Annotated in this window: 13 protein-coding genes; all 13 read right to left on the bottom strand. The window is 63.6% G+C overall.

Annotated elements, in window-relative coordinates:
* Positions 1–21 precede the first annotated feature (21 nt).
* Positions 22–852 carry an SDR family oxidoreductase gene (locus tag G7047_RS09820; protein ID WP_240939428.1) on the bottom strand — a complete coding sequence of 277 codons (831 nt, stop codon included), beginning with the start codon at positions 850–852 and terminating at the stop codon, positions 22–24.
* Positions 822–1,994: an NADH:flavin oxidoreductase/NADH oxidase gene (locus G7047_RS09815; protein ID WP_166304227.1), complete on the bottom strand. Its 1,173-nt coding sequence runs from the start codon at positions 1,992–1,994 to the stop codon at positions 822–824. Before G7047_RS09815 ends, G7047_RS09820 begins: the two co-directional genes overlap by 31 nt.
* Positions 1,995–2,023: 29 nt before the next feature.
* Positions 2,024–2,794 carry an enoyl-CoA hydratase/isomerase family protein gene (locus G7047_RS09810; protein WP_166304221.1) on the bottom strand — a complete coding sequence of 257 codons (771 nt, stop codon included), beginning with the start codon at positions 2,792–2,794 and terminating at the stop codon, positions 2,024–2,026.
* A 27-nt stretch (positions 2,795–2,821) separates the two neighbouring features.
* Positions 2,822–3,988 (bottom strand): acyl-CoA dehydrogenase family protein, encoded by a 1,167-nt coding sequence (locus G7047_RS09805; protein WP_166304214.1) that lies wholly within the window; start codon positions 3,986–3,988, stop codon positions 2,822–2,824.
* Positions 3,989–4,014: 26 nt separating this feature from the next.
* On the bottom strand, positions 4,015–5,088 hold the full coding sequence (locus tag G7047_RS09800) for an acyl-CoA dehydrogenase family protein (RefSeq protein ID WP_166304209.1): 1,074 nt from the start codon (positions 5,086–5,088) through the stop codon (positions 4,015–4,017).
* A 43-nt stretch (positions 5,089–5,131) separates the two neighbouring features.
* The gene (locus G7047_RS09795; RefSeq protein ID WP_240939427.1) at positions 5,132–6,343 is read right to left on the bottom strand and encodes a CaiB/BaiF CoA-transferase family protein; all 1,212 of its coding nucleotides are present in this window, start codon (positions 6,341–6,343) and stop codon (positions 5,132–5,134) included.
* A gap of 17 nt (positions 6,344–6,360) precedes the next feature.
* Complete coding sequence (locus G7047_RS09790; RefSeq protein WP_166304198.1) at positions 6,361–7,257, bottom strand: amidohydrolase; 897 nt, start codon at positions 7,255–7,257, stop codon at positions 6,361–6,363.
* 27 nt (positions 7,258–7,284) lie between these two features.
* Positions 7,285–8,004 (bottom strand): ABC transporter ATP-binding protein, encoded by a 720-nt coding sequence (locus G7047_RS09785; protein ID WP_205904754.1) that lies wholly within the window; start codon positions 8,002–8,004, stop codon positions 7,285–7,287.
* Positions 7,982–8,782, bottom strand: coding sequence for an ABC transporter ATP-binding protein (locus tag G7047_RS09780; protein WP_166304195.1), 801 nt, complete (start codon positions 8,780–8,782; stop codon positions 7,982–7,984). Before G7047_RS09780 ends, G7047_RS09785 begins: the two co-directional genes overlap by 23 nt.
* Complete coding sequence (locus G7047_RS09775) at positions 8,779–9,792, bottom strand: branched-chain amino acid ABC transporter permease (RefSeq protein WP_205904751.1); 1,014 nt, start codon at positions 9,790–9,792, stop codon at positions 8,779–8,781. The genes G7047_RS09780 and G7047_RS09775 overlap by 4 nt, the downstream gene beginning before the upstream one ends.
* Positions 9,793–9,799: 7 nt before the next feature.
* Positions 9,800–10,675: a branched-chain amino acid ABC transporter permease gene (locus G7047_RS09770; RefSeq protein ID WP_166304192.1), complete on the bottom strand. Its 876-nt coding sequence runs from the start codon at positions 10,673–10,675 to the stop codon at positions 9,800–9,802.
* Positions 10,676–10,693: 18 nt separating this feature from the next.
* The gene (locus tag G7047_RS09765) at positions 10,694–11,827 is read right to left on the bottom strand and encodes an ABC transporter substrate-binding protein (RefSeq protein WP_166304189.1); all 1,134 of its coding nucleotides are present in this window, start codon (positions 11,825–11,827) and stop codon (positions 10,694–10,696) included.
* Between the two features lie 402 nt (positions 11,828–12,229).
* Positions 12,230–12,979, bottom strand: coding sequence for an IclR family transcriptional regulator (locus tag G7047_RS09760; protein ID WP_166304185.1), 750 nt, complete (start codon positions 12,977–12,979; stop codon positions 12,230–12,232).
* Positions 12,980–13,057 lie beyond the last annotated feature (78 nt).

Genomic DNA, 13,057 nt, shown 5'->3' with positions numbered 1-13,057 from the left:
CTTCAAATCGTTCTTGTCTGATCAGTGCGCGATCACCGCATCTGCGGCGATCTGTCGCTGGACCAGCTTGGACATCCCGCCGATCCAGCGGTCGTAATTCTCGGCCTTGCGCTGGCAGTACTCGCGCACCACCGCGTGGGGCAGCACCAGAAACTCGTTACGATCCAGCCCCTCGATCGCGGAGCGCGCGACATCGGCGGCACTCAGCACGCCATCGGCACTTTCGGGGCCTTCGGGCATGTCTTTCAGCAGAGGCGTGTCGACGCCCTGCGGACAAAGCACCGAAACGCGAATGCCCTGATGGCGGTGCGTGAACGCGAGGTTCTCCGCAAAACCGATGACCGCATGCTTGGTGGTTCCGTAGATTGCGCTGCCGACCTGGTTGAGCAACCCGGCCGCCGAGGCGGTGAGCAGAAACCTGCCGCCGCCACGCGCGATCATGCGCGGCAGCAGAAAGCGCGCCGCCCTCACATGCGCCAGCACATTGATCTCCCACGAGCGCTGCCACAGCGCATCGTCGGCAGCCGCGACGTTGTCCTGCGGACCGCCAAAGCCCCAGGCCACGCCCGCATTCGAGCAGAAGGTGGCGATGGGGCCCTCCTCCAGCTCGATCTGCTCAAGCACCTGGTTCAACGCCACGGCATCGGTCACATCCACGCCGAAGGCGCGCCCGCCGATGGATGCGGCTACCACCTTGGCGAGTTTGGCGTTCTGGTCGAGCACCATCACCTTGCGGGCCCCATCCCCAGCCAGAGCCTCGCAAAGCGCGCGGCCTATGCCTTGGGCTCCGCCCGTCACGACCGTCAGCCCAAACCGCTGCGTCATCGCGCCACCTTCGTCAGGCTGTCCCATTCGAGCAGATGCTTTCCCTCGGCACGCAACGCCGCGCCCCACTTGGTGAGCCACCAGCCGTACTGCTCCGGCCAGTCTTCGAACTTGCCGGAGAGGCCGAAATGCTCGGCCGCATGCAGCGCCCAGTAGGGGTTGAACAGCATCTGCCTTCCGAGGAAGATCAGGTCGGCCCTGTCCTCCTGCAGAATCTGCTCGGCGTGGTCGGGCGTGCGGATCATGCCCACCGCGCCCGTGGGAATCGCGGCCTCGCGGCGCACGCGGTCGGCGAACGGCACCTGGTATCCGGGCCCGCGCGCGAGACTCGCGTTCGTGGCCCCCGCGCGCATGTTGCCGCCGGTCGAGCAATCCACCAGATCGACGCCGAGCGCCTTGAGCTCGCGCGCGAAGATCACGCTGTCCTCGATCTCCCAGCCGCCCTCGATCCAGTCGACCGCCGAGATGCGCACAAACAGCGGCATCGAGGCCGGAATCGCGGCGCGCACCGCGCGAGTGACCTCCAGCGGAAAGCGCATACGGCTTTCCAGACTGCCGCCGTACTCGTCCTCGCGGAAGTTGGCGAGCGGCGAGAGAAAGGTTTGCAGCAGATAACCGTGCGCCATGTGCAGCTCGACGATGTCAAAGCCCGCGAGCACCGAACGTTTGGCGGCGGCTACGAAGGCGTCTTTTACGCCGGCCATGCCGTCGTGGCTCAGCGCGGTCGGGGTACGGTAGCCATCCGAGAACGTCGCGGCTGACGGGCCCACGGGCACCCAGGTCTCCTCGCCGTTCTCGATGTCGCGGTCAGACAGAGGACCATTGCCGCGAAACGCGCGCTGTTGTCCCGCCTTGCGGCCACCGTGTCCGAGCTGGATCGCAGCCTTGGCGCCATGTTGCCGGATGACCTGCGTGATCTGGCGCATGCCTTCGATCTGCGCATCCTCCCAAAGGCCCAGATCGCCATTGCTGATGCGCCCCTTGCGCACCACCGACGTCTGCTCGATGAACACCAGCCCCGCTCCGCCCTGCGCGAATTTGCCGTAGTGCACGACATGAAATGGCGTGACGCAGCCATTGTGGGCCGAGTACATGCCCATGGGCGACACGACGATGCGGTTCTTCAACTCCACGCCGCGAAAGCTGACCTTCTCGAAAAGCTTGACCATGTTGTCTCCTGATGATGATGATGATGAATTCAACGAGCCTGAAAATTGGTGGACCGGCGCTCGGCCGTGGCACGCACGCCCTCCGCAAAGTCGGCGGTCTCGCGCAGCCACGACTGCTCCTGCAGCTCGCGCTCGAGGCGCTCCTCGATACGCTCGACCAGCCCCAGACGCAGCGTCTCGCGTGTGGACTGCACGCCCAGTGGCGAACTCTCCGCGATCTCCTGCGCGAGCGCCAGCGCCTCATCGCGCAACCGTTCCTCCGAGGCGAGCACGTCACACAACCCGATGCGAAGCGCCTCCTCGCCGAGCACGCGGCGGCCGGTGAGCATCAGCAGCGAGGCGCGCGTCTCGCCGATCAGCTCTGGCAGCGTCACGGTCAAGCCAAAGCCGGGATGGAAGCCAAGCCGGGTGAAGTTCGCAGAGAAGCTGGTCTTCGCTGTCGCCACCCGAAAGTCCGCCGCCAGCGCCACGCCCAACCCGCCGCCGATGGCATGTCCCTGCACCGCCGCCACGACGGGCTTCTTGCAACGGAACATGCGCAGGCCCTGGTCGTAGAGCGCGCGCGAATCGGCGCGACGCCCCTCGGGCGTGGTCGGCTGATTGCCGGTGAAGTTCGCGCCCGCGCAGAATGACTTACCGTTGGCGCACAGCAGGTTGACGCGCAGATTGCGGTCCTCGTCGGCGGCCTCGAATGCATCGGCGATCTGCCGCAGGAGTGAGGTATCGAAATAATTGTGTGGCGGGCGGTTGATCTCGATGATCTGGACATGGCCCGTGCGGGAGATGATGAGGTCGGACATGAATTCCTGATTTCTTTTTGTGTGGGTTCAGCGAAGGCCCATGCCGCGCGCGATGACGCCGCGCAGGATTTCCGTGGTGCCGCCCTGAATGGTGAGCTTGGGAGCGATGCGCTGTGTGAACTGCAGCACGTTTTCGAACCTCGCGTGCTCAGGCGAATTCGCTGCGGCAACAAAGGCCGAAGCATGACGCACACGCTGCGGCAGCTCCTGCTCCCACATGGTGCCCATGTCCTTCACGATGGCTGCCTCCGAGACCGGCTCCAGCCCCGCTTCCAGCATGCCCGCGATAGACACCGACATGCGACGCAGCGTGTGCAGCTCGGCGACCATGCGGCCGATCGATTCGGCCATGCGCACGTCGGGCGCATCGCCCGCGACCGCCACCAGATTGCGCAGCGCGGAAAATGTCTCGACGAAGCGCTCGGGGCCGCTGCGCTCGTAGGCCAGCTCGGTCGTGGCCTGCTTCCACGCGCCATCGACTTCGCCGATCAATTGGTCATCGGGAATGAACACGTCATCGAACACGACCTCATTGAAGTCGCGGATGCCGCTCATCTGGTCGATGATGTTGCAGGTGATGCCAGGCGCACTCATGTCCACAAGGAACGACGTGAGGCCATGCCGGCGGTTCTCGGGCGTGGGTGCGCTGGTGCGGAACAGGCCGATCATGTAGTCCGCGCGATGGGCATTGGTGGTCCAGATCTTGGAGCCGTTGACCCGCCAACCGCCTTTGACGCGCCGGGCCTTGCACTTGGCGGCGAACAGGTCCGAGCCGCTGTCGGGCTCCGACATGCCGATGCAGAAGCACGCCTCGCCAGCGATGATCTTCGGCAGCACCTCGGACTTGATGCGCTCGGACGCGTACTTGATCAGCGTGGGGCCGGACTGGCGATCCGCTGTGAAGTACACCGAGTTGGGCGCATTGGCGACCATCATCTCTTCATTGACCACGTAGCGATCCAGAAAGCTGCGCTCTTGGCCGCCGTACTGGCGTGACCAGGTCATGCCGATCCAGCCACGTGCGGCCACCTTGCGTGCGAAGGCGCGGTGGAGCTCCCAGTCTTCGCTGGGGATGTCCGGATCGAACGTACCGACGGCGATCTCCGAATCGATGAACGCGCGGACCTCACCGCGCAATTGCTGCACATGATCTGGCAGGCGCAGTGGTTGGAATTCAAGATTGACTGTTTGCATGTGCTTGTCGCTTCCTCGTCGTTCCTTTAACGTTTTGCCAGCAGCGGCCAGAGCGCCTGCTCGCCCTGCGCGCAGACCCGTTGTCCGAGCCGCGTGGCCCATTCGGATTCGTTTCCATAATCGTCACGCCAGGCAAGCGCACGCAGCGTCAGGCGATGCAGCGCGTGCTCGCTTGTGACACCGATGGCGCCATGCATCTGATGCGCGATGGCCGCGCCCTTTTGCGCGGCGGATGAGGCGCGCACTTTGGCCGAGATGATCTCCAACACCAGTTCCGGATCGTCGAAGCTGCGCCCCTGCGCGAGCAATTGCTCCAGCGCCTCGGATGCCGAGGCCGAGGCGCTCAGCGAGACCGCCACCTCGCCCGCCAGTTGCGCAACGCTGTGCTGCACGGACTGGAACTTGGAGATGGTTTTCTCGAACGCACGCCGCTGAGTCACGTATTCGGAGGTGAGCGCGAGGATCTGTTCCAGCGCACCGGCGATCTGCATGGCGCGTGCAGCCGCACCCATGAGCAGGCTGGTCTCGGGCGTGAAACTCGCTGGCGCAGGTGCCGATGCGATGATGCGGCAGTCGTTCAAAGTCACGAAGTCCACCGGCTCGTAAGCCAGGCTTTCACGTGCACTGATCATGGAGGCATCGAGCGCGATCAGCGCCACCACCAGACTGTCTGCGCTCTCAACCAGAACCACCGCCTGACCACAGTCACGCGCAAAGGGCAAACGGGCCAGCGTTCCCGAAATGCGGTCGCCCTTGAGCGTGAGCCGATCGGCAAACGATGCCGGGCCGAAGGCCAGTTTGCCGGATGGAACCTCCAACCCCGCCGCGCCCAGCATCCAGGCAGCCAACATGGTTTCCGCGAGCGGCGTGGACAGCGCCATGCGCCCGGCCACGCGCAGAATGCCCAGCGAGCTTTGCAGGCCAATGCCCGCGCCACCCAGCTCCTCGGGCACGGCGGCGATGTTCAGCCCGGTCTCCTCGATGCCATTCCACAGTGCCTGCTTCCAGGCGCCGTCACGCGACGCGATCACGGACTGGATGTCCGCGACGTCGCTGAACAGTCGCTGTGCCGATGACAGGACAAGTTCGTCGTTGTTCATACCCACTTTCGCTTTCTTTGTTTGCCTTGGTACTCAATCGCCATCAGCGCTGAACGATCGCGCCGGAGCGGAGCAACTCACCGATCCGCTCGCCCGACATGCCGAGATAGCTGCCGAGCACCTCGGCGTTCTGCTCGCCCAGACGCGACGACGGCACATACTCCGGCGTGTCGCTGCCATGCAGCACCAGCGGGCTGCGATGCACCAGGATGTCGCCGTACTCGGGATGCGCAATCTCGCGCAACATGCCGCGCTCGTGCAGATGCCGGTCCTGCGTGACTTCCAGCAGATTGCGCACCGCCGCGCACGGCACCTTGAACTTGCGGCAGGTCTCCACCACTTCGCTGCGGCTGCGCTGTGCAGACCAATCGGCCACGATCTGGTCGGTGGCGTCGATGTTCTTGATGCGATCGAGCACGGTCGTGAAGCGGGGATCGTCCAATAACTCCTCACGGCCCATCGCCTTGGTGAGCGCCGCCCAGTGCGACTCGTTCACGCTGATGATCGCCACATAGCCATCGGCTGCCGGGTAGACGTTGTAAGGTGCCTCGGCCAGACCGCCATGACGATTGCCGGTGCGCGGCGCGGGCGCCTTGCTGTTGAACACATCGGCCAGGTTGGAGGCCATCGCGGGATAAACGGTCTCCACCATTGCGATCTCCACCAGTTGGCCCTTGCCCGTCTTCTCGCGCTGGTAGAGCGCCGTCATCACGCCGGCATAAAGGTGCACGCCGCTCACGAAGTCGGTGATGGCAGGCCCGGCCTTCACCGGATCGCCATCGGGAAATCCGGTCACGCTCATGATGCCGGAGGCCGCCTGAATGGTGAGATCCATCGCGAGGTTGTCGCGGTCCGGGCCTGACAGGCCATAGCCCGTGGCCGATCCGTAGATCAGGCGCGGGTTGATCTGGCTGAGCACTTCGTACCCCACGCCCAGGCGATCAAGCACACCGGGCGCGTAGTTCTCGATCAGCACATCGGCCTTGGCAGCCAGCTCCTTGAGGATCTCCACACCATCTGGCGATTTGAGATTCAGGCTGATGTTCTGCTTGTTTGCATTGAGCATCGCAAACGGCACCGCGTTGCCCTTGCTAATGCGCGCGCGGTGGCGCACCGGCTCGCCGTTGGGCGGCTCTACCTTGATGACGGTGGCACCGGCCTGCGCGAGCAGAAAGCTCGCGTAGGGACCTTGGTACACCTGTCCCAGATCGAGCACGATCACCCCGGCGAGTGGGAAGTTGCTGTTGTTTTTCAAATTGGACCTCGGGTTCTTCAAAAGCCGTAAAGGCGCTTGGGGTTGTCGACAAGAATCTTTCTGCGCACCGCTTCGTCGGGCACGCATTCGTGCAAAAGCCGGAGCAGGTCGTTCATACGCGGCAAGGTCTGCTCGCCGTGACCGATATGGGGCCAGTCGCTTCCCCAGACCACCTGATCGGGCGCGGCCTGCACGATGGCGCGCATGTACGGCGCGGTATCGGCATAGGGGCGGCCAATGCGCGTGTTGCGATCAGCGCCGGAAATCTTGGTCCAGTACCTACCAGTCTTGAGCAGATCCAGAAAGCCGCGAAAGCCCGGATGCTCGTGGCCTTTGTCGGCCATGGTGCGCGACATGTGGTCGATCACGTAGGTCAGCGGCAGCTTGTTGAGTTCCTCGGCTTGCTCGACCAGATCGGAGCTCTCGATCCACAACTGCGCATGCCAGCCGCGCGCAGCAAGGCGCGGCGCGAGCGCTTTCAGATCCTCGAAACTGGTGCCGAGCGTGGAGACGGGCTTGCCGTCCTGACGGATCATGGTCACACGCACGGCCTTGAAGCCCGCATCGGTCAGCTCATCGAGGCGCTGGTCGCTCACATCGCGCCGCAGGATCGCGGTGGCGCGCAGGCGATCCGGGAATCGGCGCAGCGCGTCATAGGTCACCGCGTTGTCTTCGCCCGAGCCAACGGCGTGCACGATCACGCCGCGTGATACGCCCATGCGCGGCCATTGCGCCATCGCGTCCTCGATGGTGGAGGCTTGTGTTGGCGTGAAGCGGCCTTCGTCCCCCGCAGGGAATTTGTCAAACGGGCCGTAGAGGTGAAAGTGGCAGTCGCAACTTCCTTCGGGCAGCACGTACCTGGCGTCGATTGCGGTGTTGATATCCGTGTCGATTCTTGTGTCGATATCGGTCATGGTTTGTCTCCTGTGTGCGATGAGCGATCAGAGCCCGAGATAAGCGCTCTGGATGTCGGGCGACTGCGCCAACTCCTGCGCCGTGCCCTCGGCTGCGATGCGCCCCACGCGCAGCACATAGGCGCGGTCGGCAATGCGCAGCGCCGCGCGCGCGTTCTGCTCCACCACCAGTGCCGAGATGCCGCGTTGTTTAAGCCCATGGATGGCCGACAGCACCACCTTGCTGAGCATGGGCGAGAGGCCGAGCGATGGCTCGTCAAACAGCACGATCTTGGGGCTCGCCATGAGCCCGCGCCCGATGGCCAGCATCTGCTGCTCTCCACCCGAGAGCGCCCCGGCCATCTGGTTGTAGCGCTCCTTGAGGCGCGGAAACAGCTCCAGCACTTCCTCTGCGCTGAAGCGGGGACCGCCGCCGTCCGCATCGATCAGTTGGAGATTGGCCTCGACCGTCATGTTCGGAAAAATCTCCCGCCCCTCGGGCACATGGCTGAGCCCCAGGCGGCTCATCACCCACGGCTTCTTGCCCGTGGTGGCCGAGCTCCCAAAGCGCACGCTCCCCGCCTGCGGCGAGAGCACGCCCGAGATGCTGTTGAGTAGCGTGGTCTTTCCCGCGCCGTTGGCACCAAGGATGGCGACCACCTCGCCCTCGCCCACCTTGAGCGAAACGTCCTTGAGCGCCTGCACGCGGCCGTAGCTCACACACAGGCCGGAGACCTCCAGCAGATCAGGAGAGTGGGTGGCTGTCATCTTCGGCTCCAAGATAGGCGGTAACGACTTCCGGGTGCTTCAATGCCCGGCTCGGAATGTCATTGACGATGGGACGGCCGTCCGCAATGACCAGCACTTCATCGCACAACGCGCCGATGGCGCCCATGTCGTGCTCCACGATCACGATGGTGCGACCCGGCGAGATCTTCTTCACGAGACGCACGAAGTCCGCCGTCTCGGCCTCATTCATGCCGGCCACCGGCTCGTCCAGAAACAGGACGCGCGGATCGTTCATCAGCATGATCGCGACCGCAAGCCGCCGCTGTATGCCGTAGGCGAGCGATGAGGCGGGTTGATCACGCAACTCGGTGAGCCCGCAGACCGCGAGCACCTCGCGGGCCTTGAGCTCGAAATTGCGCATGTCCTCGCGCCAGGTGGCGGTGCGCAGAATGCGCTGCGCCACGTTGTGCCGCATGCGCGAGTAGCTCGCGTAGAGCAGGTTGTCGATGACGCTGGCCTCGCCGAAGGTCGCGGTTCTCTGGAACGTGCGCCCGACGCCACGGCGCGCGGCCTCGAACGCGGGCAGCGCCGCCACATCCATGCCGAGCACGTCGATCTGCCCTTCGGACGGCTTGGTGATGCCGCAGAGGATGTCGAACAGCGTCGACTTGCCCGCGCCATTGGGCCCGATCAGGCCGTAGACCGAGCCTTCCGGAATGCGTACGTCCACGCCCTTGAGTGCAGCGACGCCGCCATAGTGCTTCTTGACCCCGCGCGCTGTGACTGCGCAGGGCACGTGGGTGTTTGAGGTACTCATGCGCCCGCCTCCCTCTTCTTTTTCTGCATGTCGAGCAACCTGCTCACAACGTTGCCGAAGAGCTGGTGCAAACCGCCCGGCGCGACCATCATCACGAAGATGATGAGCAGCGAGAACACCAGCACCTTGACGTTGGCGTCCATGTTCAGGAACTGCGGCAATATCGTGAAGATCGCCGAACCGATGACCGGCCCGAACAGCAGCCCGGTGCCGCCGATCAGCACGGCCAGCAGGGCGTCCACCGTGCGCAGCACAGAGAGAATTTCCGGATTGACGATCTGCAGATAGGGTACGCACAGTGCACCGCCCAGTGCCGCGACGGGCGCGCTGAGCACCAGCGCCTTGAGCCGTTCGCGAAACACGTTGATACCGAGGGACTGCGCCAGATGGCGACCCTGGCGGATGCTCTCGAGCGCACGGCCGAATCGGGAAGCCCGCACGTACCACAGCAACACCAGCACCAGCAGCAGAGCCACGGCCGTGGTGAGAAAGTAGCTGCGCGGATTCGTCAGATCGAACGGGCCCACTGCCAGTCGCGAGAAGCCGAACAGCCCGAGTGCGCCGCCCGCGAATTCGAGGTTATGCGCCACCACCAGCGCCACCCCTGACAGGCCCCAGGACACGATGGAGAAATAGGCTCCGGTGAGCTTGAGCGTGAGAAAGCCGATCAGCACCGCCAGCACGGCCGCCACGGCCATGCCGAGCAGCACGCCGATCTCGAACGGCAGGCCGAGCAGGTTCATCGAGATCGCCGCCGCATACGCGCCAACGCCAAAGAACAGGGAATGCCCAAGCGGCACTTCTCCAACCCCGCCGAGCATGATGTTCACGCTCAGCGCAAACAGGGCGAACGCGCAGGTGTAGCCCGAGAGGTTCAGCAGAAACGGATTCTGCACGCCAAGGCCCACGCCAAGGATCAGCGCAGCGGCCACGAGCAGCAGCAGGATGTGTTTTTTGGGCAAGGCTTCGCCCATGCCCTGCGCCTGCAGGGCCTGTGTAGAGGAAGTCATGGAAGTGCTAGTGCCGGTTGATTTCCGTGCGGCCCATGAGGCCACGGGGCATGAACAGCAGCACCAGGACCACGAGGATCCAGCCGAGTGCCGGCGTCCATGAGACGGAGACATAGGTTTCAAACAAGGCGTTGGACAGGCCGACGACCAGCGCGCCCACCATCGCTCCGGCGATGCTCCCGAGCCCGCCCAGAATCACCACCGTGAAGGCCACGATGACGTTGGAGTCGCCCATCGTCGGAAAGGCCGAGATCAGCGGCGCGAGCAGCGCTCCGGCAAGACCGGCGGCCGACACGCCGAGCAGGAAGGACATGCTGCGAATCCTCGGCACGTTGATGCCCGAGTACAGCGCACCCTTGGCGTTCTGCGACACCGCCACGATCTGCTGGCCCTTGACGGAGCGCTGAATCCACAGCGCGAATCCCGCCAGCACCACCACTGCTGTGACGGCGATGAAGACGCGCTGAGCGGACAGGAAGAAGCCGCCCACCGACAGCGCCATCTGCCCGAACGGCGACTTCACCGGCAGCGGATCGGGACCGACGAGCAGCACGATGGCCGCCACAATGGCCTGCGAGAGCGCGAACGTGATGATGATCGAGCCATGCTCGCCACGGTCGTAGAGCGCCCGGCGCACGATGGTCAGTTCCAGCCCGTAGGCCACCAATGCAACCGCAACCACCGAGAGCGGGATCGCCGCCAGATAGCCGAGCCCCATTCTCTGCAGCAGCAGCACACCGTATGCACCCAGCGTGAAGAACGCGCCGTGCGCGAAGTTCACGATGTGCAGCGTGCCGAAGATCACCGTCAATCCCACGGCGACGAGAGCGTATCCCGCGCCGAGAATCAAACCGTTGATGATCGTCTGAATGAACAATTCCATGACAGGCAGGCTCCGCAATCACTTCACGTCGAAGGTGTCGAGCAACGCGACATCGTTGCCCTTGACGACGTGGATGTAGAATCTGGGCGCCTTGGCGCGGCCCTTGTCGTCGAAACTCAGGGCGCCGCGCGGCGTGGTCCACGTGTTGTCGCGGATGACCTTGGAGATCTTCGCGTAGTCGCTGTCGGTGCCCGCCTTGTCCATCGCGGCGGCGACCACCTTCACCGCCTCGTAGGCCACGAGGCTCACCTTGTTCGGGTTCTCGTTGTACTTGGCCTTGAAGCGCGTGATGAAGTCGGCCATGGCACCTGTGGCACCGTCCGCGATGAAGATGTCACCCGTGAGCACGCCCTGCATCGCGCCCTCCGCGGGGCGGATCGCCGAGGTCTGCACGGTGCCGGTGGAGTGCGCCTCCATCGGGAATCCACCCTGCTGGCGGATCTGCTTCCAGATCTGGGCGGTGCGCGCGGGATACGCGTCCACCACGTAGATCATCTCCGGATTCGCGGCCTTCAGGCGCGTGATGATGGAGGTGAAGTCCGTGGTCGAACCATCGTAGTTCGCGACCTCGACCAGCTTGGTCGGACTGCCTTCCAGCGCCTGCTTGAGGTTGCCGAGCACGGCCTTGTTGAACTCGGTGTTCTCGCCCATGTACGCGATGGTCTTGGGCTTCTTCACCTCGATCAGATACTTGTGGTAGATGGTCGAATTGGTGGTCGAGGTGTTGTTGATCTGAAAGAGCCAGGGCGAGCCCTGGGCGGTGATCGCGTCGGCCTGAGCGCCCGGATTGACGTGCAGGATCTTGTTCTTGGTGATGGCCGATTCGGCGAGCGTCACCGAGCTGTTCATGCCCGCGATGATGGCCTTGGCACCACCTTGGGTCATCAGTTTCTGCACCGCTGCCACGCCATCCTGCGGTGTGCCTTTTTCGTCCTCGAACACCAGCTCGATGGGGCGCTTGCCCAGAATTCCCCCTGCCGCGTTGATCTCGGCAGCCGCCAGTTCCGCCCCCATGCGACCGTCCTTGCCGTAGCCGGCAGTGCCGCCGGTCAGCGGCAACGCCAGGCCGAATTTCACCGCCTGCTGCGCGTAGGCGGCCGATCCGCCAAGCAGTGTCAGGGTCGCCGCGACCATCCATGAACGAAGTTTCATGCTGTCTGTCTCCATAGTTGTATTGACTGACCACACCCGTTGCCTCTGGGCCTGACGGTCGCGCCGCACGGCTCGCGCCATGCCATCGAACCACTGCCATTCCCCGGCTCGGGCCATCCGGGAACACGGGCGCCCAAGGCTTCCCGCTTCCTTCAATTCCCGCGGCCAATGGTACAAACGCTCGCTTCAAAAGTCCAATATTTTCTTGTATATGTTTTAAATTACATATACATGGAAAATATGGGGATTTTGGACGTGGCACTGCACGCGAAAGCAACCACGCTTCGCGGCAAAGCCGTCATTCAGAATCTGCTGGGGGAGAGAGGCAGAAACAGAAACAGAAACAGAAACAGAAAGAGAAAGAGAAAGGGCATCGTGTCCGGTCGGGACGGCCCGAAGCGATCAGTCGGAGAGAAAACGATCCACCGAACGCCGCATGCAGCCGATGATTTCATCGAAGCGATCTTCGAGGCGGCTCACCGGCCCACCCACGCCCAGCACCAGAATACGACCGAAGCTGCGCTTGGCGAGCGGCATGGCGATGACGCCCGCATCCTTGGTGATGATGTGCTTGGAGAACATGTAGCCATCACGGCGGATGCCGTTGACGATGGGCATCAGCTCATCAAGCTCGATGTGCTCGGCGAGCGGACAGGTGGTGTTGATGTGGCGAAGCAGCCGGGCAATCTCTTCGTCGGTGTGTTCGCTGAGGATCGCCCTTCCGATCCCGCTGATAGCCAGCGGCCGCAGCTCGCCGGGCTGCACGTCGAACCGGAGCGGCTGCTGCGCCTGCAGGCAATGCACGTACTGGGCATGCAGATCCGACTGCGTGCTGATGCTGACCAACTCGTTGAGCTCCTCATGGATGCTCTCGACCATCGCCAGAATGGCGCTCTCGCCGAACAGGCCCGAATTCAGCCACTGCCCCATCTGCGCGATGCGCATCGTCGGCATGTAGGTGCGGGAATACTTGTCGTAGAAAAGGTAGCCCAGCGCCACCATGCTCTTGAGCAGCGCGGCTGCACTGGACGTCGGATACACGCAGTGATCCGAGAGCTCCTTCAACGAGATGGGACGGCGGACCTTCTCGAAATATTCAAGGACTTCAAAAATGCGGCGCGCGGACTTGACGGTGGAATCGATGGTGGCCATGGGGAATGCTTGCTTCTGTTTGCTGGGATTATTCACCGAGACTCGGAGGTGCAGAAGTGTCTTCAGAGTTGAGCTTGT

The organism is Diaphorobacter sp. HDW4A, assembly GCF_011305995.1.
In the GTDB taxonomy this organism is placed as follows: Bacteria; Pseudomonadota; Gammaproteobacteria; order Burkholderiales; family Burkholderiaceae_C; genus Diaphorobacter_A.
The sequence above is the reverse complement of the archived record's forward strand: the minus strand, read 5'-3'. Positions and strand labels throughout refer to the sequence as shown.

Coding starts and splice junctions, on each gene's coding strand:
- G7047_RS09790 (WP_166304198.1), bottom strand. CDS start 7,257: ATGACCGATATCGACACAAGAATCGACACGGATATCAACACCGCAATC.
- G7047_RS09810 (WP_166304221.1), bottom strand. CDS start 2,794: ATGTCCGACCTCATCATCTCCCGCACGGGCCATGTCCAGATCATCGAG.
- G7047_RS09770 (WP_166304192.1), bottom strand. CDS start 10,675: ATGGAATTGTTCATTCAGACGATCATCAACGGTTTGATTCTCGGCGCG.
- G7047_RS09765 (WP_166304189.1), bottom strand. CDS start 11,827: ATGAAACTTCGTTCATGGATGGTCGCGGCGACCCTGACACTGCTTGGC.
- G7047_RS09815 (WP_166304227.1), bottom strand. CDS start 1,994: ATGGTCAAGCTTTTCGAGAAGGTCAGCTTTCGCGGCGTGGAGTTGAAG.
- G7047_RS09800 (WP_166304209.1), bottom strand. CDS start 5,088: ATGAACAACGACGAACTTGTCCTGTCATCGGCACAGCGACTGTTCAGC.
- G7047_RS09785 (WP_205904754.1), bottom strand. CDS start 8,004: ATGACAGCCACCCACTCTCCTGATCTGCTGGAGGTCTCCGGCCTGTGT.
- G7047_RS09760 (WP_166304185.1), bottom strand. CDS start 12,979: ATGGCCACCATCGATTCCACCGTCAAGTCCGCGCGCCGCATTTTTGAA.
- G7047_RS09780 (WP_166304195.1), bottom strand. CDS start 8,782: ATGAGTACCTCAAACACCCACGTGCCCTGCGCAGTCACAGCGCGCGGG.
- G7047_RS09820 (WP_240939428.1), bottom strand. CDS start 852: ATGGGACAGCCTGACGAAGGTGGCGCGATGACGCAGCGGTTTGGGCTG.
- G7047_RS09805 (WP_166304214.1), bottom strand. CDS start 3,988: ATGCAAACAGTCAATCTTGAATTCCAACCACTGCGCCTGCCAGATCAT.
- G7047_RS09775 (WP_205904751.1), bottom strand. CDS start 9,792: ATGACTTCCTCTACACAGGCCCTGCAGGCGCAGGGCATGGGCGAAGCC.